Source organism: Candidatus Accumulibacter aalborgensis (genome assembly GCF_900089955.1).
Lineage (GTDB): Bacteria > Pseudomonadota > Gammaproteobacteria > Burkholderiales > Rhodocyclaceae > Accumulibacter > Accumulibacter aalborgensis.
The window spans coordinates 156,256-176,074 of the sequence record NZ_FLQX01000094.1 but is presented as its reverse complement, the minus strand read 5'-3'; the positions used below and the strand labels follow the sequence as shown (position 1 = coordinate 176,074).

20 protein-coding genes are annotated in these 19,819 nt (G+C 61.9%); 11 read left to right on the top strand and 9 right to left on the bottom strand.

Annotated features, from left to right (window positions below; translation table 11 throughout):
- Positions 1 to 26: 26 nt before the first annotated feature.
- Genes ACCAA_RS06345 through ACCAA_RS06330 form a run of 4 tightly spaced genes read right to left on the bottom strand, consistent with a single transcriptional unit; the run spans position 27 to position 4,301 of the window.
- Positions 27 to 1,322: a V-type ATP synthase subunit B gene (locus ACCAA_RS06345; protein WP_186406380.1), complete on the bottom strand. Its 1,296-nt coding sequence runs from the start codon at positions 1,320 to 1,322 to the stop codon at positions 27 to 29.
- A complete protein-coding gene (locus ACCAA_RS06340; protein WP_186406379.1) occupies positions 1,315 to 3,048 on the bottom strand; it encodes a V-type ATP synthase subunit A in 1,734 nt (577 codons plus the stop codon). Before ACCAA_RS06340 ends, ACCAA_RS06345 begins: the two co-directional genes overlap by 8 nt.
- Complete coding sequence (locus ACCAA_RS06335; RefSeq protein WP_186406378.1) at positions 3,045 to 3,644, bottom strand: DUF2764 family protein; 600 nt, start codon at positions 3,642 to 3,644, stop codon at positions 3,045 to 3,047. Before ACCAA_RS06335 ends, ACCAA_RS06340 begins: the two co-directional genes overlap by 4 nt.
- Positions 3,645 to 3,662: 18 nt before the next feature.
- Complete coding sequence (locus tag ACCAA_RS06330; RefSeq protein WP_186406377.1) at positions 3,663 to 4,301, bottom strand: ATPase; 639 nt, start codon at positions 4,299 to 4,301, stop codon at positions 3,663 to 3,665.
- 428 nt (positions 4,302 to 4,729) lie between these two features.
- On the opposite strand from ACCAA_RS06330, the gene ACCAA_RS06325 reads away from it, so the two are divergent.
- A complete protein-coding gene (locus ACCAA_RS06325) occupies positions 4,730 to 6,235 on the top strand; it encodes a hemolysin family protein (RefSeq protein ID WP_186406376.1) in 1,506 nt (501 codons plus the stop codon).
- Positions 6,236 to 6,238: 3 nt separating this feature from the next.
- On the top strand, positions 6,239 to 7,513 hold the full coding sequence (locus ACCAA_RS06320; RefSeq protein WP_186406375.1) for a hemolysin family protein: 1,275 nt from the start codon (positions 6,239 to 6,241) through the stop codon (positions 7,511 to 7,513).
- 81 nt (positions 7,514 to 7,594) lie between these two features.
- Here the strand turns inward: ACCAA_RS06320 and ACCAA_RS06315 are convergent, their stop codons facing one another.
- The 5 genes from ACCAA_RS06315 to ACCAA_RS06295 are packed head-to-tail and all read right to left on the bottom strand — an operon-like array spanning position 7,595 to position 13,306.
- The gene (locus tag ACCAA_RS06315) at positions 7,595 to 8,857 is read right to left on the bottom strand and encodes a hypothetical protein (RefSeq protein WP_186406374.1); all 1,263 of its coding nucleotides are present in this window, start codon (positions 8,855 to 8,857) and stop codon (positions 7,595 to 7,597) included.
- A complete protein-coding gene (locus ACCAA_RS06310) occupies positions 8,854 to 10,008 on the bottom strand; it encodes a YbdK family carboxylate-amine ligase (protein WP_186406373.1) in 1,155 nt (384 codons plus the stop codon). Before ACCAA_RS06310 ends, ACCAA_RS06315 begins: the two co-directional genes overlap by 4 nt.
- Complete coding sequence (locus ACCAA_RS06305; RefSeq protein ID WP_186406372.1) at positions 10,005 to 11,279, bottom strand: cation:proton antiporter; 1,275 nt, start codon at positions 11,277 to 11,279, stop codon at positions 10,005 to 10,007. The genes ACCAA_RS06310 and ACCAA_RS06305 overlap by 4 nt, the downstream gene beginning before the upstream one ends.
- A 13-nt stretch (positions 11,280 to 11,292) precedes the next feature.
- Entirely contained in the window at positions 11,293 to 12,075 is a 783-nt protein-coding gene (locus tag ACCAA_RS06300) for a gamma-glutamyl-gamma-aminobutyrate hydrolase family protein (RefSeq protein WP_186406371.1), read from the bottom strand.
- Between the two features lie 34 nt (positions 12,076 to 12,109).
- The gene (locus tag ACCAA_RS06295; protein ID WP_186406370.1) at positions 12,110 to 13,306 is read right to left on the bottom strand and encodes a cation:proton antiporter; all 1,197 of its coding nucleotides are present in this window, start codon (positions 13,304 to 13,306) and stop codon (positions 12,110 to 12,112) included.
- On the opposite strand from ACCAA_RS06295, the gene ACCAA_RS06290 reads away from it, so the two are divergent.
- The 9 genes from ACCAA_RS06290 (at position 13,278) to ACCAA_RS06250 (ending at position 19,681) form a co-directional block, all read left to right on the top strand.
- Positions 13,278 to 13,634: a hypothetical protein gene (locus ACCAA_RS06290; RefSeq protein ID WP_186406369.1), complete on the top strand. Its 357-nt coding sequence runs from the start codon at positions 13,278 to 13,280 to the stop codon at positions 13,632 to 13,634. The two genes, ACCAA_RS06295 and ACCAA_RS06290, sit on opposite strands and share 29 nt — an antisense overlap.
- 8 nt (positions 13,635 to 13,642) lie before the next feature.
- On the top strand, positions 13,643 to 15,142 hold the full coding sequence (locus ACCAA_RS06285; RefSeq protein WP_186406368.1) for a DUF1538 domain-containing protein: 1,500 nt from the start codon (positions 13,643 to 13,645) through the stop codon (positions 15,140 to 15,142).
- Complete coding sequence (locus ACCAA_RS06280; protein ID WP_186406367.1) at positions 15,139 to 15,486, top strand: transcriptional regulator; 348 nt, start codon at positions 15,139 to 15,141, stop codon at positions 15,484 to 15,486. Before ACCAA_RS06285 ends, ACCAA_RS06280 begins: the two co-directional genes overlap by 4 nt.
- Before the next feature lie 74 nt (positions 15,487 to 15,560).
- Complete coding sequence (locus ACCAA_RS06275; RefSeq protein WP_186406366.1) at positions 15,561 to 15,956, top strand: CBS domain-containing protein; 396 nt, start codon at positions 15,561 to 15,563, stop codon at positions 15,954 to 15,956.
- Positions 15,957 to 15,968: 12 nt separating this feature from the next.
- Positions 15,969 to 16,406 carry a hypothetical protein gene (locus tag ACCAA_RS06270; RefSeq protein ID WP_186406365.1) on the top strand — a complete coding sequence of 146 codons (438 nt, stop codon included), beginning with the start codon at positions 15,969 to 15,971 and terminating at the stop codon, positions 16,404 to 16,406.
- 80 nt (positions 16,407 to 16,486) lie between these two features.
- Positions 16,487 to 16,930 (top strand): 6-carboxytetrahydropterin synthase QueD, encoded by a 444-nt coding sequence (gene queD, locus ACCAA_RS06265; RefSeq protein ID WP_186406364.1) that lies wholly within the window; start codon positions 16,487 to 16,489, stop codon positions 16,928 to 16,930.
- A gap of 119 nt (positions 16,931 to 17,049) precedes the next feature.
- Positions 17,050 to 17,820: a 5-oxoprolinase subunit PxpB gene (gene pxpB, locus ACCAA_RS06260; protein ID WP_186406363.1), complete on the top strand. Its 771-nt coding sequence runs from the start codon at positions 17,050 to 17,052 to the stop codon at positions 17,818 to 17,820.
- Entirely contained in the window at positions 17,817 to 18,896 is a 1,080-nt protein-coding gene (locus tag ACCAA_RS06255; RefSeq protein WP_186406362.1) for a 5-oxoprolinase subunit C family protein, read from the top strand. The genes pxpB and ACCAA_RS06255 overlap by 4 nt, the downstream gene beginning before the upstream one ends.
- Positions 18,896 to 19,681, top strand: coding sequence for a LamB/YcsF family protein (locus tag ACCAA_RS06250; RefSeq protein ID WP_186406361.1), 786 nt, complete (start codon positions 18,896 to 18,898; stop codon positions 19,679 to 19,681). Before ACCAA_RS06255 ends, ACCAA_RS06250 begins: the two co-directional genes overlap by 1 nt.
- Positions 19,682 to 19,819: the final 138 nt, after the last annotated feature.

Below are 19,819 nucleotides of genomic sequence, written 5' to 3'. Positions count from 1 at the left end.
CTTCGCCTTCGTCGCCTCGTCTGAGGTCAGCGGGCTGGCCAGAAGCGGTCGGTCAATTTCGAAGCGATTCCTGTCTCCGCCGGGTCGAAACTGTCGGCAAGAATCTGCCAGCAAAGGTCCAGGGCCTGTTCCAGCGGAATGTTCACCTTGAGGTCCATGAGTTCGTTCTCGAAACGCTGGCCGTACTTGAGCAGCTTGCTGTCCCAGGGGCTCATGCGGAAGCCCATCGACTGCTTCTCGAGTGTCTCCATGTACGAGGCGTAGAGCTGGATCATGGTGTTCATGATCGTGCGGTGGTCTTCGCGCGTCTTGTCGTTGACCAGTTGCTTGAGGCGGCTCAGCGAACCGAAGGGCTCGATGCGGCCGTTACGCAGGTAGAACTGTCCCTCGGTGATGTAGCCGGTGTTATCCGGCACCGGGTGCGTCACGTCGTCACCCGGCATGGTGGTCACGGCGAGGATGGTGATTGAGCCCGCGGTGTCGAAATCGACCGCCTTTTCGTAGCGGGCTGCGAGCTGCGAGTAGAGGTCGCCAGGGTAGCCGCGATTCGAAGGGATCTGTTCCATGGTGATGGCGACCTCCTTCATGGCATCGGCGAAGTTAGTCATGTCGGTGAGTAGCACCAGCACGCGCTGATTCTGAAGTGCGAAGCGTTCGGCGACGGCCAGCGCGATGTCCGGCACCAACAGACATTCCACCACCGGGTCGGACGCGGTGTGGATGAACAGCACCGAGCGCGACAGCGCGCCGTTCTCTTCGAGGAGATCGCGGAAGAACAGGTAGTCGTCGTGTTTGAGGCCCATGCCACCGAGGATGATCACGTCCACTTCGGCTTGCAGGGCGATCCGCGCCAGCAGCGGGTTGTAGGGTTCGCCGGCGACCGAGAAGATCGGTAGCTTCTGCGATTCAACCAGGGTGTTGAAGACGTCGATCATCGGGATGCCGGTGCGCACCATGTGGCGCGGGATGATGCGCTTCGCCGGATTGACTGACGGTCCGCCGATGTCGATGAGGTTTTCGCTGATCCGAGGCCCGTTGTCGCGTGCCTGGCCGCTGCCGTTGAACACCCGGCCGAGCAGTGACTGCGAAAACGGCACCTGCATCGTGTGGCCGAGAAAGCGAATTTCGGCATCGGTGGCGATGCCACGGCCGCCTGCGAATACCTGGAGGTCCACACGGCCGCCCTCCAGCCGGATCACCTGCGCGAGTGAAGTGCCCTGCCGGGAGCTGACCTGGGCCAGTTCCCGGTAGCCGACGCCAGTCGCCTGGACGGTGATGACGTTGCCGGCGATCCGCTCAATGCCGTGGTAGACCTTATGCATAGTCCGACACCTCTGCGAGCATCTGCTCGATCCGCTGTTCAATCTGCTGGAATTCCATTGCCTGATGGTCCACCCGGTTCCAGTCCCTGGTTGTCTGCGTCAGCCGCTGGAAGAAGCGGCGTGCGCCATCCTTGTCGTCGAAGCTCAGTCTGCACTTGAGCATCCGGTAGATGCGGTCGAATACGTGGCGCTGGCGCTCGGCGCTGCTGGCGCCATCGACGTCGTGGTAGGCATCCTGCTGCAAATAGACCGCGTCGAGGTACTCGCTCTTGAGGAAGACGACAAAGTCGTCGATCGAGGTACCTTCCTCGCCGACGACCTTCATCATTTGCTTGACGTCGTTGCCGGCGTGCAGCATGACGCGGGCGGCGCTGACCTGCTCGGCAGAGACCACTCCGGGGTACTGGCTCCAACTATCTAGCGGATCAATGGCCGGGAAACGGCGTTGGTCCGAGCGCTCCCTGGACAAGCCGTGAAACGCTCCGACGACCTTCAGTGTGCTCTGCGTGACGGGTTCCTCGAAGTTGCCGCCGGCAGGACTGACCGTACCGCCGATGGTGACCGAGCCCAAGCTGCCGTCCTTCAGTCGGACGATACCGCCGCGCTCATAGAACGCGGCGATCACCGATTCGAGGTAGGCAGGGAAGGCCTCCTCGCCAGGAATCTCCTCCAGGCGACCGGACATCTCGCGCAGCGCCTGCGCCCAGCGCGAAGTGGAGTCGGCCAGTAACAGCACGTTCAGACCCATCTGACGGTAATACTCGGCGATCGTCACTGCGGTGTACACCGACGCCTCGCGCGCTGCGACCGGCATCGAACTGGTGTTGCAGATGATCAAGGTACGTTCCATCAGGCTCTTGCCGGTACGCGGGTCGGTCAGTTGGGGAAACTCGCGCAGCGTCTCGACGACCTCGCCAGCCCGCTCGCCGCAAGCGGCGACGATCACGATGTCCACGTCGGCGTAGCGGCTGGTGATCTGCTGCAGCACGGTCTTGCCGGCGCCAAAGGGCCCCGGGATACAGTAGGTACCCCCGCGTGCCACCGGGTAGAAAGTGTCAACGATGCGCACCTTGGTGACCAGGGGCTCGCTTGGACGTAGCCGCTCGGCGTAAGCGCGGATCGGGATTTTTACCGGCCAGCGTTGCATCAGGGTCACTTCGACAGGCTCGTCGTCGGCGTCGCGCAGCATGGCGATCGGTTCACCGACGGTATAATCTCCCGGCGCGGCGATCCGCTCCACGGTCAACACACCTCCCAGCTTGAACGGCACCATGATGCGGTGCTGAAAGATCCCTTCGGGTACCGTGCCGAGGGTTTCACCGGCTGTGACGCGATCACCTGGCGTGGCCGTGGGCGTAAACGCCCAGTGCCGGTCGCGGGGCAGCGGATCGAGATAGATCCCACGCTGGAGGAAAAAGCCGCATTGCTCAGCCAGTTGCGGGAGCGGATTCTGGAGCCCGTCGAAGATTTGTGTGAGCAGACCGGGGCCAAGCTCGACGGCCAACAACTCACCAGTGAAGTCGACGCGGTCACCCTCCTTCAGCCCGGTGGTGTCCTCGAACACCTGGAGGTCCGCATACGAGCCGCGGATACGGATGACCTCGGACTTGAGCCGACGGTTTCCCGTGATCGCGTAGGCGACCTCATTTTGGACCACCGCTTTGGTGAACTCTACGGTCAGCAGGTTGCCGCTGACGCCGATGATTTTGCCATTGTTTGCGTTCATGTTTCGCTCATTTTTCTGGTGCCGGCAGGGCGCCTCCTGGCTTCCGGATCGCTCCTCTTCGCTGCCGGGTCCTGCGGTTTCGTCATGGCCTCGATGAATTCCTCGACCTTGCGCTGTCCCGTGGCTTCGGTCAGTCCCGTCCAGCGCTCGGTGATGCGCAGCTTGACAGCGAAGGCCAGGATGGTCCCGAAGCCGAAGGGATCAGCCAGGGCCAGTTCGTCAGCTATACTCCAGCGGCAACGGTCGAGCGCCTGCTCGCGCTCAAGGGGGGTGTGTTGGGCCAGGGCGTCGGTTACCGCTTGCGCCAAGCCGACATCGAATCCGGCGTGCGGCCGCTGAAACGCCTGCGAATCGACTCCCAGTCGCATTGCGCGAAAACGAGCGACGGCGTTACGTACTTGCGTCTCGCGGGCAGCCCAGGTCATGGCAAAGGCGTTTCCGACTACCGACTGTCCGTGCAGGACGGCCTCCAGAATTGCCAGATGTTCGGTCTTGAGCACTCCGACGCAACGCGACAGGAATTCACGTGCCGAAAAGGGATTCTGATCGCCGAAAAACAACATCGGCAGGCTCGCGACCAGATAGTGGTAAGGCATCGTCCGCCTCGTACTGCGTCAGGGTTTGTCGCCGCTGCTCGCGACGCGCGCGGCACGATGGACAATCGCTGCCAAGTGGGGGCGGACGAAACTGGCCAGTGCCTCAGCGATGGCCGGCTTGGTGAAATCGTGGTACACGCGCTCGTCTTCAAGCGTGACACGGAAACCCTTGCGGACGCCGTGGTCGATGTTGATATCTACCCCACTGACGAGGTGTCGCCGGTACTGGTCGGCGAAAAAGCTGACGATTTCTGCTTGATCGCGCTCGCCGATGATGAACTCGATACGGCTTTCAGCACCGTTTTTCTCGGCATAGGCTTCGGCCATCTTGACCATCATCGGCTTGAGCGTATCAGGGTCGAGCGCCTGATCGGTCGAAACACTCACGATGTCCTGAATGATGTTCTCGATGGCCTGCCCGACGCCAATCAGCAGGTCTCGCGCCGCTTGTTCCAGAGTACGGGAACTCCGTTCGACATATACTTCGGAGTCCTTCTCGGCCTTTTCCAGTCGTGCCTTGGCCGCTGCTTCAGCATCCTTCAGCAGGGTCGCGGCCTCCGCCTTTGCCTGGGCAAGAAGCTTCTCCGCGGCGGTCGCGCCTTTCTCGATCGCCTCCTGATTGATACGATCTATTAAATCTTGTAGCTCTATAGCCATAATAAATCCTCGCCCACGTACAGGTGGCAAATTTGCCCGCTTGGGGCGGGAGTATCCTTGACATCAAGCAGCGAGTCAAAGGCTTCTTCACCTGGTCAGGCTGACCGGAGGGCGATGACATTCTCCTGTTACTTGCGCATCTTCGAGGAGAAAGCATGGCAGCGTATCGTAGCTCCTCTGGTCAGCAAGCGGTCGCGCAGAAAGATGCTCTTCCCGGTGGCCCGGCGGGTTGAGCCATCTCTGAATGGCTCCGGCGGCCTTCCCGGAAGCCCATTCTGCGGGCCAGTCGCTGTGTTCTTGGGGAGGCAATCAGGCGCGCAAGCGGGAAGATCGGTTAAACTCCGAGATTGCACAAAAAAAGGGGGGAAGAAGCCGGCCATCAGCAGCATGGCGAGTTGCCCTCCGAAAAGTAGCGGAGGAGGCTATCAATGGACCTATCGGCTGTTCAAATACCTGCCTGGATTGATCTTGAACTGATCATCCGAGGCTGCGTTCAGGTGCTGCTGCTGACCATGTCGGCGTTCTTTTCCGGATCGGAAACAGCCCTCTTTTCGCTGACTTCCTTCGACCTGCAAAGGTTGCGCAACAGTCAGCATCCGCGCAGCAAGAGTATTCACGACATGCTCGAAGAGCCGCGCCGCCTGATCATCTCGCTGCTGTGCGGCAACGAACTGGTGAACATTGCCTCGTCGGCCAACATGGCGGCCATTTTCTTGAAGTATTTCACCGACGACCAGACCACCTGGATCAACATTCTGGTGATGGTTCCGTTGCTCCTCCTGTTCGGAGAGGTCACACCCAAGACCATCGCCGTCACTTACCCGATGATGATTGCCACCAATATCACGGCGTCGCTGTTACCCAAATGGATCGCCTTGATCACGCCGCTGCGCAACGCGGTGCGCGCCGTTGCCGACCGAATCACTTCGGCCATCGTCGGCGAACCGGTGAAGAAGGATAACCTGCTTCATTCCGACGAATTCCGTACGCTGGTGGAGGAAGGCGAGGCCAGCGGCGTGATCGTGCCGACGGAGCGCATTCTCATCGACAACATGCTGGAGGCCTCCGAGGCTCAGGTGGTCGACATCATGACGCCTATTTCGAGCATGGTTTCGCTCGATGTGGAGCAACCTTTGCCGGATCTGGTGGCAGCCTTCCAGGCCATCCACCATGCGCGTGTGCCGCTGTTCGAGGATAGCCCGGCGATGATCGTCGGTTTCCTTCATTCGGAAGACGTTATCAAGCTGGTTCGCAGTGGCGCCGACCTGGCGGCAATGAGTGTGCGCGACGTGATGCGGCAACCTCACTTTGTTCCCTCGACCAAGAAGGTTGACGAAATGGTCGAGTTCTTCCAGGAGAACCGCACGCGCACGGCACTGGTGATTGGCGAATACGCCAACGTGCTGGGGATCGTTTCGATCCGTGACGTGGCGGCATTCATGCTTGGCAGGCTGGCCCCGCCACAGGAGCCCGGCGTCACGGAGATCGAGGTGCACAAGATATACTCGATCCCAGGTGACATGAGCCTGGTGGACTTCAACCAGTTGGTGGGCGCCAGCCTAGATGACCCCAGCATGAATACGGTCGGCGGGGTGGTCATGCGCCTGCTCAACCGCTTGCCGAGGCTCGGGGACTCGGTCACCTTCGAGGGCTTCCTGCTTGCCGTTGAACGTATGCAGGGCTTGCGCATCAAGGAATTGCGCGTGACCCGGCTGGGAATGGGACCCGATCCCGATCCGACGGACAGCGAGGACAGTGTTCCCTCGCGAGCGCTGACTGATGAAACCAACGGAGCGAGCGCTGGCTCGCCGGATGCGGCGGTGGCTACGACGGTACAACATGCGCACTCGGTTTTCTCGTCGCAATTGCCGGGCCTGGCTGGTCAGGAAACGCCGTGCGTTGATCAAGTTCCCGCCACCAAGAAAGAGGTCTGAGTCATGGAAACCTTTATCGAATGCCTGGTGATCGTGGTCTTCATTCTGCTCAAGGGCTTCTTCTCCGGGTCGGAGATCGCCATGGTCAACAGCGACAAGATCAGGTTGCGTCACCTGGCCAAGACGGGTGACAAGGGCGCAGCGCTGGTTTTGAAACTGTACAAGACGCCCGACATACTGCTGGGAACGACCCTGGTGGGCACCAACGTCACGACGGTGACCGTCTCGACAATGGTTACGCTGATCTTTATCGAGGTTTTCGGGCCTGAGGGTGACATCCTCTCGGTGCTCATCGCCACACCCTTCCTGCTGATTCTGGGGGAGATCGTTCCGAAGAGCATCTACCAGCAGAAAGCCGACTTTCTGGTCACCCGCATCGTCTACGGTCTGCGCTTTTTTTCCTGGCTTTACTTTCCGGTGATCTTCGTTTTCAGTCGCATCGCTCGCTTCGCCGCTCGCCTGGCAGGCGGGACCACCGCGGTGAAAAGCGGCCTGATCACTCGCGAGGAATTGCGCATGCTTCTGGAAATGTCATCGGCCACGGACGATCAGGATGGCAGCTTCGACGCCGAGAAGGTGGCGCGCATCACCCGCTTCTCGGAGACATCCGTGGGTGAGGTGATGACTCCGCTCGACGAGGTGGTGGGCATCAGCGAGCACGCCAGCATGGAGGAGACCGTGAAACTCGTTCTTGCACATGGCTATAATCGCTTGCCGGTCTATCGCGGCAACATGTCCAATATCATCGGCATTCTGACCCTGAACTCATGGGACTTGATGGCCTCCGACATCAACCGCAGAGCCAAGGCCAGCTTCATCCAGGAGCCGGTCTACGTCACCTCAAGGCAACCCATCGACCGGACCATCACGACGCTGTTATCGCGTCCGATCGACTTCATGGCGGTGGTCGTCAATGAGTTCGGACTGGCCATCGGCATTCTCAGCATGGAAGACATCTTCGAGGAAGTGGTGGGAGAAATCGATGTCGGCTACGATTTCGATGAGTACGAGTCCCACCGCAGCAAGCAGCGCATCCTGATCAAGGAACTGGCACCAGGCGAATTCCTGGTCGATGGCCGAACACCCATCTCGCAGATCAACGAGGAACTGCATCTCAACATCCCCATGGAAGCGGCTCATACCGTGGCCGGGCTGATCATCAACCGCCTGCGCACGATTCCACCGGTGGGGAGCCATATCCACGAGGAGAGCTATCAATTCACGGTGCGGACGGTCAGCGCCCGCACGGTCACCAAAGTGCACATCAAGCGCGGTTAGCCCGTGCGGGATGAACCATAGTGATCCGGTCTTGCACATGCCCTCGGCGGGAGTCTTCGTACCCTAGTGTGGGCAGTCGCCTCACCGCTTGCCGGTCGCTTGCGTTGCCGAGCCCAGGGCGTCCCAAACCTGCTCGAGCGTAGCTCGCAGGCCGGGAGAGTGGTTCCTCGGGTAGGCAGCAAAAATGGCAATCACCAGTTGGCGATCAAAGTCGATGTAGAGGCTGTTGCCGTACGGACCAAGAATGGCGATGCGGTTCTGTGCCCCGCCAAGGTGTACAAAACCATAGCGGAATTCGCTTCCCTTTTTCAGGCCAGAGAGCTCCGGAGCATTCGTTGTTCGCAGCCCGGCCGAGGCAGTCAGGGTTTCGATGAACCAGTTCGGAATCCTGCTGCGATGACCGCTGTTCCTGACCTCGATCAACAGTTGCCCCAAACGGGCAAAATCGCGCAGTGAGAGCGCCAATCCTGTGGACAGTTCGGTTCCCTGCGCGTCGGTCAGCCAAAGGGCCGCACTCTCCGGACGGAGCTTGCTGAACAATTCTTCGCAAAAAATCCGCGCCAGCGGCAATCGATAGGCTTCAGCGAGTGCCCAGGTAAGCAGGTCGCCGTCAGGGCCGACTTCGCCGGCCATCGGTTCCGCAGAGAAATCCCTTTCCCAGCGGCTCGGCTCGTTGAGCCATGTCCGAACTCCCCCGACGGCCTTGCCGGAGGTCCATCCGCCGGCCGCCTGCCACTCACTGAACTCTTGTGGCGACCAGTCGAAGCGACTGTCTCCTTCAAGCAGGCGTCGAAGCGAAAGCTTGCGTAGTCCCGTTTGAGCAGCAAGGGCCGGGATCTGACGGACGACTGATCTGTCGGGCGAGAGTTTGCCCTGCGCAATAGCCATGGCCCCCATCAGCGAGAGCAGCGGTCGGGTACCGCCAAGCAACAGGCGCGGTTGCTGCGCGGTGAGCCCGTTCCAGTAGCGCTCGCTGAACACTTTGCCGTGCCGCCACACCAGCAGGCCATCGGCATACAAGCGGGTGTCGAGCAGGAATCCGATATCGCGCTGTTTCTGATCGATCGGGTCGATCGCCTTGATTTTGTCGATTTCGAGCTGTCGCGGCGCCGGACGCGGGATTTGTGGCGATGCGGTCCCCGTGATTTTCAGCAGTGGCATGAAACTACCGGCTGACTGCAAGCCGATGCGCAGGTTCTCCGGCGCCAGCCAGTTGTCCTGGCCGATCCATGGTCCAAGGCTTCTTGCGCTCTTGCCGACTGGCTCGATGACACATTGTTCCACTGCCTGCACTGGCCACGCCAGAGGCAGGATCAACGGCAGTAGCGCCAGCCAGTGCTTCATCGTGGCTTCCCTTCGAGGTGGGTGCTCGCCGTGTTGCTGAAACACATGGCTGCCTCACGAACGACATCGTTCAGGTTCCTGTGCATGGCTTGACGTCGGCGCAGCCAGTTGGCGTCGGAGATCTCTGTGGTCAGCGAGGCAGCGAGCAGTTCCAACGATTCCGAGCAGCCAAGCGCGCGCGCATCGTCGACCAGCAGGCGAAACGATTCACGCGCGATCTGCCGGAGAGGCACTTGTCGCCGGCTGACCGGATCAGAGATCTGGGCGTCGAACCCATAGCGGCAGGCCTGGAACTTGTTGTAACGTGCGACATATAGCTGCAGTTGGGTGCTGAGCACGGGTCGAGTCCGCAGGAGATGGTGGACCAGGCTTTGCGCCAGTGCCGCCAGCGCCGTGGCTCGTTCAACAGTCAGTGGCGTATCGCAGACGCGAATTTCCACCGTGCCGAATTCGGGCTTGGGACGAATGTCCCAGTAGAGGTCCTTGATGCTGCGAGCAATGCCGCAGGCCTGCAGAAAGGAAAAGTGTTCAATGAACTCTGCCCAGTCGCGCAGTGCCGGGCATTGGCCGCTCAAGGGGAAGGCCGAGACGGCATTCAGGCGCGCAGACTGGAAAAAGGTATCGACGCCATCGACGAACGGCGACGATGCCGACAAGGCGATGAAAATAGGCACGTACGGTCCCAGGGCTTGCGTCAACCAGATCGCTTCGTCACCCGACGTACAGCCAACATGAATGTGCTGGCCAAAGACCGTGAATTGCTTGGCCAGGTAGCCATAACGGTGGTAGATCTCATCGAAGCGACCACCTGGACAGATCCGGCGCTCCGCCCAGCGATGGAAGGGATGCGTGCCGCCGCCGCAGACAGCGATATGGTTGCGCGCGCACTGACTGACGAGCGTTTGTCGCAGGCCAGCAAGGTCGGCAGCAATGCCATCGACGACTGTCCGCGGCAGGGTGCTGACCTCGATCATGCTTTCGGTGATTTCAAGCTTTATTTCACCGAAGCGGCCATCGTAGTCCATGCTGCCGAGGAGATCCGTCGCGCCACGCGTCAGGTCGAAATCGCGCAGGGAAACCAACTGCAACTCAAGCTCGACTCCCAGGGTCAGTGGCTGGCTCTGTCTGAATGCGGCGATTGGCTGGCTCATGCCACTCCTTCCTTGCTGTTGTCCACCGCCGCGGTTTCGCCGGCTCGCACCAGGGCGAATCGGCAGAGGGCAGGGCCGGCGAGTTCCATTATGGCCGCTGCAAACAGCGGCAGCGACAGCGACGAGCGGCCGATTTCCGGATAAAGGCTGGCGACTTCATAGGCCATGAAGACGGCGGTCGCCGACAGGGGCTGAATCCCGATTCCCACCATGACTCGCTTGGTGACGGACAGCCCGCCGCCCGCCCAGACCAGGGCAGCCACCTTGGCCAGCGCCCGAACGATCAGCATGCCAATGGCCTGCAGTCCGATCAGCCAGGTGAAGTCCGACCAAGGCAGCGAAGCGCCGACGACGACGAAGAGGATGATGGCCAGTAACCAGTGCCCTTCGGGAAGGTTGGTATAGCTCAGCGTTCTCCGTTGATCGCTGAACGAAAGGGTCACGCCCATCAGGAAGAGCGTCAGGAAAACCGGCACCGCCAACATGCGGGCGGTGCCCACCGCCAGCAATGCCGACGCCACCAGGATGAAGACCTGCGCCAGCGAGCGTTTCGGCAACAGAGCGGCAATCAGCAGAGCGAGACGCGCCATCAGCCAGCCAATGATCGAGGCACCGACCACGACCCACAGCGGGTGAATCACCGCGTTGAGCCAGTCGTCGCTGTATTCTGCATGGACCACGCCGACGACGACGGCAAAGACGAAGAATGACGCGGCAGCACTCAGCGCGGTGTGCAGGATGACCCGTTCGGTCACCTGTCCCTGGGCGCTGGATTCCTCGACGATCAACAAGACTACGGCCGGCGCCGAGGCCATGGTCACTGCCGCAGCGGCAGCGGCCCATGCCGGCATCAGGCCAACCACCGCGTACGCAAAGAGGAAAATGGCCGCAAAGGAGAGGGTGATTTCGCCAAGCGTCGCCCGCAGCAAAGCGCGGTTGTGGCTTAGCCAGCGCAGATCAAGGCGTCGCCCGATCTCGAGCATCAGGAGTCCGAGTGCGGCATCGGCGATCGGCCGTATCTGGGCCAGTGCTTCGAGACTGATCCAGCCGAGCAGTGAGGGTCCGAACAGTGTCCCCGCGAGAACGTAACCAATGACTTTTGGCCAGCCGAGATTGGCCCGTAACCACTCGCCCATCAGCAAACCGACGACCAGCAGCAGGCTGAACAAGGCCAGCGAATCGAGTTCATCGGGGAAAGGTGGCAGGAAGAAGAGTCGCTCCTGCAAGTCTTCCCAGGCGGCCCGTGCGGGTGACAGAATATCGTTCAGCATCGGTCCGATCCGCTTACCAGAATCGACCGCGCGCTGCTGCGAGAAATTCGTCAAGGATCGGCGTGCAGTCCAACAGATCCTCGCTGCCGGGCGGATGGAACTCGGGATGCCATTGCAGGCCGACGACATAGGGTCTGCCTTGCAGGCGTATGGCCTCGATGACCTGGTCCTCCGTGCTGCGCGCCTCGACCCGCAGGTCCCGACCCAGTGCCTTGATCGCCTGATGATGAATCGAGACCACCCGTCCGCCGGGCGCGCCCGGATAAAGCCTCGCCAAGCCGGACTTGTCTGCCCATTCGATCGCATGGCTGTGTCGATCGTAGTCGGCATGAACGTGCGCCCCCGCCGTCGCGATCTGCGTCGCGATGTCCTGATAAAGCGTCCCGCCAAGCGCCACGTTGATCAGTTGGGCGCCGCGACAGATGCCCAGCACCGCTTTTCCGGCTTCCATGAATTCGTGCAGCAGTTCCATCTCGTAGGCGTCGCGAACCCGATCGCCGGCCCAGTCGGGATGCGACGGTTCCTCGCCGTAGCTTTGCGGGTTGATGTCGGCGCCGCCTTGCAGAATCAGCCCATCCAGATACTCCGGATAGTCCGAAAGCCGGATGCTGCTGCGATGGACCATGGCGTCGCCACTGACTGCCGGAACCATGAACACCATCACGTCGCGGGACATCACCCAGTGCGCCACGGACTGCTCGAGATACTGGAGGGATTTCGACTGCAAACCCGTGGCGCCGACCATTGGGTGGTAGATGCGTGCGGAGAGACCGATACGTAAGGGGCGTCTGCTCATTTTGTATTCTTGTCTCCATGTATGGAACTGCCGGTTATTGGTCTTTCTCTTGCCGAACGTTCGATTGTAAGCTGGTTGCCTCGCCGAAACCCTTGATCGCTGTCTGGGTTGCCAAGGGGCCAAGTAGCTGCATGAGAAGAATCGTCGCCAGCAAGGTGCCTGTCAATCTGGGCTCAAGACCTGAGTATAGCGTCTGCATGCTGGCGAGTAGAACCAGTGCAATGCTCGACATCGGTTGCAGACCAATTGACAGGTAAATCGACGATTCAGCGCTCAGACGGAGGCGATTCCGATTCCCGAAAACGCCCGCCATTTGCCCGGCGAAACGGGCTGCCACGACCAGCAAGGCTTCCTGCCAGTACTCGAACAGCTCGCCGATGTCGAGGGCGGCACCGGCAAGAACGAAAGTGGCGACGAGAAAGATCCGGGCATCACTGGCAATCCGGATGGCAACGACCTGCTTGCCTCGATCACAGGTTCGCGTCATGTAACCGAAGAGTAACATGGGCAGATATACCGAAATATCCAGGTAGATCGCGGTTCCAACGCCGAGCACGATGGTGCCCAGAATCAACAGGTGCTGATGTTCCGGTCGCCGCCCCAGGACTTGAGCAGCCAGCAATACGAGCCCGGCGCAAGCACCACCGAGCACCGCCGCTCCACCGATTTCCTGGCTCGCTTTCCAGACGCCGGCAAGGCTGCGGATGCCTTCGTCGTCAACCAAGAAGACCATTGACCACGCCGAGGCAGCAAAGGCTACACAACCATTGATCGCCACCATCGTTAGCAGCACGCCAGTCTTGTCTCCTTTCGCGCCGACGTCGCTACAGGTCGCAATCGTGATCGCTGGCGACGTGGCCAGGCAAAGGGTTGCCGCAAAAATTGCGGAACTGACGGAAAACTCCAGGGCCAGGAGCGCCAGGACTATGGATGATACTGTGGTCAGGGAGACCAATACCCCCGCGCGCAGTCGGTTCCATCCTTCGCTGACGGCCACCGGTGGAACCTCATAGCCCAATTGGAAGAGGATCAGTCCCAATCCCAGATCGATGAAGATCTGGTTGGATTCGATGTGGTACGGCGCAATCCACCCCAGTCCGCTCTTGCCGAGCAGCAGTCCAAAGACGACGTAGCCGCTTGTTCGTGGCAAAGCCAACACTCGACGCGAAAGCTCGCCCGCACTGAGGCCGCCGAGAAGCGCCATGCCGAAAATCTGGATCGAATTGAACATCGAGTCGTCGGTTCCTTCCCGGTTTGTCACCCTGGCCCCAAAGCGTGACTATCCGCCCAGGCGCAAGGGCATCGCCGAAAGTCAAGGCGAGGAAAACTCATCCATACTACATTATGCTACGGCTATAGCGCGTGTCGATGAGGCGGGTCAGGAAAAACTGCGGGTTCATGCCGCACGACTGAATCAAGGCCCAGGCTTGTCGCGCCGGCCGATCTACGGCATGATTCGCCTCAGTGTCACCAATTTCTTTCCAGAACCGATGACCACCGCTGGCCAGCTTCCCTTCCTGTCGCCGAGCCTCCTCGCGCGGTCGGCCGTCGGGGCTTAGGGCACGGCATGGGTTCGCTGCTGCGCATCGTCGGCGAGCTCCTGCGCGAGGCGGCGAGAGACCTGGCACCAACGCTGATCGTGGTCGTCATCTTTCAGGCTTTTTTCATCCAGCGCCTGCCGGATAGCCCGGCCGCGCTGATCGGCGGCTTTGCCGCCGTCCTCGTGGGCCTGGCGCTGTTCGTCAAGGGACTCGACGCCGCGATCTTTCCTGCTGGCGAGACGATGGCTTTCGATTTTGCCCGCCGCGGCTCGTTTTTCTGGCTGATGTTTTTTGCCTTCTGCATCAGTTTCGCCTCGGTGGTCGCCGAACCGGCGCTGATGGCCGTGGCCTACAAGGCCGAGGCGGTCTCCGGCGGCAGCATGGGCGCGCTGACTCTGCGCATGGTCGCCGCGCTCGGTGTAGGCCTGGCAGTGATGGTCGGGGTGTGGCGTATCGTCCTCGGGCAGTCGATTGCCAACTACCTGATTCCTGGCTACCTGATCGTCGTCACGCTGACCGTGTTCTCGCCGCCGCAACTGGTTGGCCTGGCTTTCGATTCGGGCGGTGTCGTCGCCTCGACGGTCACCGCGCCGCTGCTGACCGCTCTCGGCGTTGGCCTGGCGACGACGATCCGCGGCCGTAATCCGATGCTCGACGGCTTCGGTCTGATCGCCTTCGGCGCGCTGGCGCCGATGATCATCATCCAGATTTACGGCATCGTCTTCTTTGTTCCGGCGGCGGCGGGCACCGCGGTGGCGATGATGCCGACCGACGATCAGCACCAGTATGCGGGCTGGGCGATGCTGATCGATTTCTTGATCGTGGTCAGAAATCTGTTGCCGATCATCGCGGTGGTCCTCTTTTCGAGTTTCGTCATCCTGCGGCGGCCGCTCGCCGATCCGCGTGGTCTGGCGGTCGGCATGCTGTTCGTTGCGGTCGGCCTGTATCTGTTCGACGAAGGGCTGGAGGTCGGGCTCTTCCCGCTCGGTGACGAGATGACCCGCGGCCTGATGCGCCACGGCGTTACCCTGTGGGTGCTCTACCTCTACGGCTTCCTGATCGGTTTTGCCACCACGATGGCCGAGCCGGCGCTGATCGCGCTGTCGATCAAGGCCGACGAGGTCAGCCTCGGGCAACTCAACGGTCTCTGGTTGCGTTCCCTGGTCTCGGTCGGTGTCGGCATCGGCATCGTCATCGGCTGCGCGCGCATCGTCGACGGCATCAACATTGCTTACTGGCTGATCCCCGGTTACCTGCTGGTGATCGCCATGACCCGGGTGGCGCCGCGCTTCATCGTGCCGATCGCCTTCGACTGCGGTGGCGTGACGACCTCGACGGTGACCGTGCCGCTGGTCACTGCGCTCGGCGTTGGCCTGGCTGAAAACACGCCGGGCCGCGACCCGATGATCGACGGCTTCGGCCTGATCGCTTTTGCCTCGCTGTTGCCGATGATGATCGTCATGTCTTATGGCATCCTCGCTACCTGGCTGATGTCGAGGAAACCTGTGAAGGAGAAAACACGATGAAGTTTTCTGCTGTGGTGCTGATCGTCCCGGACGAGGACGAGAATCGCGCGGTGGGCATTCTCAAGCAGGCCGGCGCTACCGGTCTGACGATTCTCAAGGGCAAGGGTCTGCGCCACAATGAGCGCAAGACCTTTCTCGGTCTTGGTCTCGAGCGCAAGGAGTCGGTGCTGTTGTGCATCGCCGAGAAGCAACTGTCGATGCGCATCCTGCGGGCGGTCAAGATCGAGATGAAGCTCGACGAGCCGGGCGGTGGTCTCGCTCTTTCGCTGCCGCTGGGCAGCGTCGTCGGCATCGGCCTGGCACAGATGCAGGCATTTCGCCGCGAAGTCGAAGAGGATCTGTGAGCCACCTTCGGCCATCAGCCGAGAGTCCGCTGTCGAGTAGCCAACCACAATCATTGCCTGAAGGAGTTCTTGCCATGTTGGTTGCCGGAATCATGAAGAAGGATGTCGTCACTATCAGCCCAATGGCCACTGTGCGCGAGGCGCTGATGACGATGAAGGAGCGCGGCGTCCGCTCGCTGGTCGTCGAGAAGCGCCATTCTGGCGACGCCTACGGGCTGATCGCCTATCGCGACGTCGCCAAAGCGGTGATCGCCGAGGATGGCGACATCGACCTGCTCAATGTCTACGACATCGCCCAGAAACCCGCTCTGCAGGTTTCACAGCACCTGGAAATCCGCTATCTGGCGCGGCTGATGATCGAGTATTCGGTAAAGCGAGTGCTGGTCATCGATAACAACGAGCTGCAGGGTTTCGTTTCGGATACCGACGTGGTGAGCAGTCTCATTGAACGTGCGTTGCGCGATCACTAGGTACGGGAGGCCATGGAAAAGATCATTCGCCGCTACACGGCCTACTTTCCGCGTTGGTGCCAGGCTTTCGGCGACCATCTGCCGGACCCCGGCGGCGAAGGCCGGGCGGTCGAGTGGCTGGTGGGCGCAGACTGCGTTGGCATGATCGTCCTGCCCGAGGTTCGGCGCATCCTGATGCACGAACTGCTCGGCCCGAAGAAGCCTGAACTGGAATTTCGCCAGCGCTCAGTGCGGCTCAACCGGCACGACTACCAGGAAGTGGAGGTTCTCGGCCATCCCGGCTATACGGCCTTGTGGGAGTTGCTTCTCGGCAGCGAGGAGGCGCACATGTTCCTGTGCTACCACCTGATCTATCCGCCGGGAACACGGATCATTACTCTCTCGCAAAAGCCGCCGCTGCCGCTGCTTTACAAGGAGATGGCGCCGCTGCCGATCACCGTCGGCGAGTGAATCGTCCGGCGCCGCTTTGTGCTCGGGAGAGCCAGGAACGGCAGTGCTATAATCGACGCTCACTTTCGCGCCCATTTCCGATGCTTATCACCCGCCGCCTCGAGTTCGACGCCGGCCACCGCATTCCCGACCACAGGAGCCAGTGCCGTCATTTGCACGGTCATCGCTATGCGCTCGAGATTACGCTTGCCGGCGACATCATCCGGCAGGCGGGCGACCCGGCCAACGGGATGGTGATGGATTTTTCGGAAGTCAAGGCACTGGCCAGGCAGCACCTGGTCGATGTATGGGATCACGCCTTCCTGGTCTGGGAGGGTGATTCGCCGATCGTCGCTTTTCTCGCCTCGCTGCCGGCGCACAAGACGGTCCTGCTCGATTGCGTGCCGACCGCCGAAAACCTGGCTCAGAGAGCGTTCGCGATTCTCGATGCCGTCTATCGTGATACCTACGCCAATCACTTGTGTCTCGAGCGCTTGCGTCTCTACGAAACACCCAATTGCTGGGCGGAGGCGATTCGAGGCTAGGCGGCTGTCGGACTCAGGATCGTCGTCGGCCGGGGTGACCAAGGAAGACCAATGTCATTCCGCATGGACAATGTTGGGGTTCGTTCCTCACCCCAAGCTACGGGTGGAGGCAAGGTGGCATGACGTTTCGCATCCTCAACGCTGGCGATACGGCGCTGACCATCGAGTTTGGCGACCGCGTCGATCGCCGCTTGCTGGCTACGGTGGCCGCGCTCGACGAGGCCCTGGCGCAGGCGATAGGCAAGGGTGGCCTGCATGGCGTCGTCGAAACGGTGCCCACCTTCCGTTCTCTGACGGTCATCTACGATCCTCTGCTCACCTCGCGGGCGGAAATCGAACCGGCAATCCGCGCCGCCATTTCGTCGTCCGCAGGGGCCAGCAGGCGTGTGGGTCGGCAGTGGCAACTGCCGGTCTGCTATGGCGACCAGATCGCCGGCTGCGGACCTGATCTGGCGGACCTGGCGGTCGCCTGTGGTCTGCCGCCGGCCGAGGTGATTCGCTTGCATGCGAGCTGTACCTACGAGGTCTACATGCTTGGTTTTCTGCCCGGTTTTGCCTTCATGGGCGATCTGCCGGCCGTGCTTTCCAGGCCGCGCCGCAGCGAGCCGCGCCTGCGTGTCCCGGCCGGCAGTGTGGCGACGGCCGGCACGCTGACCGCGATCTACCCCTGGCCGAGCCCTGGCGGCTGGCATCTGATCGGTGCCTGTCCGGTGCCGCTGTTCTCTGCCGCCTGGCAGCAGGCGGCGCTGCTGCTGCCCGGCGACCGCGTCAGCTTTCGCGCGGTCGGCGAGGCCGAGTACGCGTCGCTGGTCGCCGAGCAGGAGACGACGCGCAGGTCGCCGTTGCCGCCGATCTCCTTCCTGGTCGGCGGTGATCAGACCGTGCGATGAGCGCTTTGCTCGAAATCGTCAGCGCTGGGGCAATGGCCTCGATCCAGGATCTGGGTCGCCCGGGCTTGCGCAGACTGGGCGTGCCGCGCGCCGGAGCGCTGGAGCCCGGCTGGCTACGCCTGGCCAATGCCTTGCTGGGCAACGCCCAGGATGCGCCGGCGATCGAATTCCTGGCCGGCGGTTTGTCTGTTCGCGCCCTGGCATCGCCGGTGCACCTCGCATTTTCAGGTCATTTCTCGGCCGAGGTGGTCGGCGCCGGCGAGCCGCGCCGCGTAGACTCCTGGCGCAGCCTGATGCTGGCGCCGGGCGAGACGCTGCGCTGCGGGATGCCGGTACAGTGCCGGGTGGGCTATCTCGCCCTGGCGGGCATCCGTGTGCCGCGGGTGTTGGGCAGCGCGTCGACCTACGCCCGTGCCGGCCTCGGTGGCCTGGACGGCCGCTTGCTGGCGGCCGGCGCACGCCTGTCCGTGGTGGCGTACAGCGGCGGAGAGAGGATTTTGCGCACGCTGCGCACCTTGCCGCCTGTGGAAGCTGCGCCGATTCGCGTTGTCTTGGGGCCGCAGGACGATTACTTCGATGCCCCGTCGATCGAACATTTTCTCAGTGCGGCTTACCAGGTTTCACCGGCAGCCGATCGCATGGGAATGCGACTCGATGGCCCGTTGCTCAGGCATCGTCCCGACAAGGGCGCCGAGATCACCTCCGATGCGACCGTCCCTGGCTCGATTCAGGTGCCGGGCCAGGGGCTGCCGATCGTTCTCCTTGCCGACGGTCAGACCGCCGGCGGCTATCCGAAGATCGCGACGGTGATCTCGGCCGACCTGCCGCGGCTGGCGGTGATGGCGCCGGGGCAGCGAGTCCGCTTTACCGCGATCTCGGTGGCTGCCGCCGAGTTGGCGGCGCGGGTGAGGGAGGCGGCGCTACGCGCGATGATCGCCGACATCGGTCCGCTTGCGGAACCGGGGGGTGTCGATCTGCAGGCGATCTACGTCGCCAATCTGGTCAGCGGCGTCGTCGATGCGCGGGCGGTGGACGGCGCGGTGGCGCCGATCGACATTTCACTGCGGGAGGAATGATGGCGCGCAGGATCAATCTCAACGCTGATCTCGGCGAAAGCTTTGGCGCCTGGGAGATGGGCAGTGACGCCGAGTTGCTGCGCATCGTCGGCGCCGCCAACATCGCCTGCGGCTTCCATGCCGGCGATCCGCTGGTCATGCGCCGTACGGTTCGCCAGGCGCTCGCTGCCGGTGTCAGCCTGGGCGCGCATCCGTCGTTTCCCGACCTGCAGGGCTTCGGGCGGCGGGCCATGCAATTACCTCCCGCCGACCTGGAAGCGATGCTGATCTATCAGATCGGCGCGCTGAACGGTATGGCGCAAGCCGAAGGTGGGCGATTGACGCACGTCAAGCCGCACGGCGCGCTGAACAACATGGCCTGCGAGGATGCGGCGCTGGCGAGCAGCGTGGTGTCGGCCATTTGCGCTTATGACCCGGCGCTCATCCTGCTGGCGCCCGCCTTGTCGAAGCTCGCGCAGGCCGGTGAGGCGGCGGGGTTGACGGTGGCGGCCGAGGTATTCGCTGACCGGACGTATACCGACGCGGGTCGCCTGGTCCCGCGCAGCCAGTTGGGTGCAGTTTTGCACAACGCCGACGAATGTGTCACCCATGTCGCGCGCATGGTCGCCGCGGGTGGCATCGTCACCGCCAGCGGGCGGCTGATCCGTACTGAGTTTCACAGCATCTGCGTGCACGGCGACGGACCACAGGCGCTTGCCGTGGCGACTGCCATTCGTGCTTCGCTGCTGGCCTCGGGCGTCAGTCTGTTGCCGCTCCCTGCGGTGCTGCAGGCGTCGTTGGACTGACCTCAGGCGCCCAGCTCGTTGGCGTTCGTTGCTCACCCCAACGATGTCAGTCACGCCAGCGATGGTTTAGAATGTCGGCATCGTTGCGACCGGCCGTGGGTGGCGCGATGCAGGCGATGTTTTCGATCTGCCTGCCCG

Bases quoted from the DNA above. Each gene is read 5' to 3' on its own strand.
- ACCAA_RS06280 (WP_186406367.1), top strand. From the start codon at position 15,139: ATGAAGTTTTCTGCTGTGGTGCTGATCGTCCCGGACGAGGACGAGAAT.
- ACCAA_RS06290 (WP_186406369.1), top strand. From the start codon at position 13,278: ATGCCGAAAATCTGGATCGAATTGAACATCGAGTCGTCGGTTCCTTCC.
- ACCAA_RS06305 (WP_186406372.1), bottom strand. From the start codon at position 11,279: ATGCTGAACGATATTCTGTCACCCGCACGGGCCGCCTGGGAAGACTTG.
- ACCAA_RS06325 (WP_186406376.1), top strand. From the start codon at position 4,730: ATGGACCTATCGGCTGTTCAAATACCTGCCTGGATTGATCTTGAACTG.
- ACCAA_RS06250 (WP_186406361.1), top strand. From the start codon at position 18,896: ATGGCGCGCAGGATCAATCTCAACGCTGATCTCGGCGAAAGCTTTGGC.
- ACCAA_RS06335 (WP_186406378.1), bottom strand. From the start codon at position 3,644: ATGCCTTACCACTATCTGGTCGCGAGCCTGCCGATGTTGTTTTTCGGC.
- ACCAA_RS06275 (WP_186406366.1), top strand. From the start codon at position 15,561: ATGTTGGTTGCCGGAATCATGAAGAAGGATGTCGTCACTATCAGCCCA.
- ACCAA_RS06255 (WP_186406362.1), top strand. From the start codon at position 17,817: ATGAGCGCTTTGCTCGAAATCGTCAGCGCTGGGGCAATGGCCTCGATC.
- ACCAA_RS06285 (WP_186406368.1), top strand. From the start codon at position 13,643: ATGGGTTCGCTGCTGCGCATCGTCGGCGAGCTCCTGCGCGAGGCGGCG.
- ACCAA_RS06340 (WP_186406379.1), bottom strand. From the start codon at position 3,048: ATGAACGCAAACAATGGCAAAATCATCGGCGTCAGCGGCAACCTGCTG.
- ACCAA_RS06295 (WP_186406370.1), bottom strand. From the start codon at position 13,306: ATGTTCAATTCGATCCAGATTTTCGGCATGGCGCTTCTCGGCGGCCTC.
- ACCAA_RS06315 (WP_186406374.1), bottom strand. From the start codon at position 8,857: ATGAAGCACTGGCTGGCGCTACTGCCGTTGATCCTGCCTCTGGCGTGG.
- queD (WP_186406364.1), top strand. From the start codon at position 16,487: ATGCTTATCACCCGCCGCCTCGAGTTCGACGCCGGCCACCGCATTCCC.
- ACCAA_RS06320 (WP_186406375.1), top strand. From the start codon at position 6,239: ATGGAAACCTTTATCGAATGCCTGGTGATCGTGGTCTTCATTCTGCTC.
- ACCAA_RS06300 (WP_186406371.1), bottom strand. From the start codon at position 12,075: ATGAGCAGACGCCCCTTACGTATCGGTCTCTCCGCACGCATCTACCAC.
- ACCAA_RS06345 (WP_186406380.1), bottom strand. From the start codon at position 1,322: ATGCATAAGGTCTACCACGGCATTGAGCGGATCGCCGGCAACGTCATC.
- ACCAA_RS06330 (WP_186406377.1), bottom strand. From the start codon at position 4,301: ATGGCTATAGAGCTACAAGATTTAATAGATCGTATCAATCAGGAGGCG.
- ACCAA_RS06270 (WP_186406365.1), top strand. From the start codon at position 15,969: ATGGAAAAGATCATTCGCCGCTACACGGCCTACTTTCCGCGTTGGTGC.
- pxpB (WP_186406363.1), top strand. From the start codon at position 17,050: ATGACGTTTCGCATCCTCAACGCTGGCGATACGGCGCTGACCATCGAG.
- ACCAA_RS06310 (WP_186406373.1), bottom strand. From the start codon at position 10,008: ATGAGCCAGCCAATCGCCGCATTCAGACAGAGCCAGCCACTGACCCTG.